Genomic DNA, 348 nt, shown 5'->3' with positions numbered 1-348 from the left:
TAAATTAAAGAGTATTGAAACGCTTATCGTGCTTAAAGCCAAATGAGTCCGCTGTATGGTTTCGCTTTAAGTGCCTCTAACCTACTTGTAAGTGAGCCTGAGTGTATCTCCAGTTTATGACCATCAGGGTCTAAAATATAGAGTGAGTTCCCTTCGCTTTTGTTCTCTTTGAAAACTGTCGCGCCTGATGAAATAATACGTTCTGTAAAGGCTTCAAATTCTTCTGGTGCAATATCAAAAGCTGTGTGTATAGTCATTTTTCGGGCAAGGTTCATCCAGAGCAAGACAAAGCCAGAGGTCGCCCGCAGAAAGATATGCTCCTTTGTCCCATTTAGTATGAGCCGCAAC

General features: G+C 42.0%; 1 pseudogene. It reads right to left on the bottom strand.

Annotated elements, in window-relative coordinates:
* Positions 1 to 32 precede the first annotated feature (32 nt).
* A pseudogene (locus A3712_RS21600) lies at positions 33 to 348 on the bottom strand (glutathione transferase); the annotation flags it as partial.

Source organism: Vibrio sp. HI00D65 (assembly GCF_001635455.1).
Taxonomy (GTDB): Bacteria; Pseudomonadota; Gammaproteobacteria; order Enterobacterales; family Vibrionaceae; genus Vibrio.
This window is presented reverse-complemented; position numbering and strand designations above follow the sequence as displayed.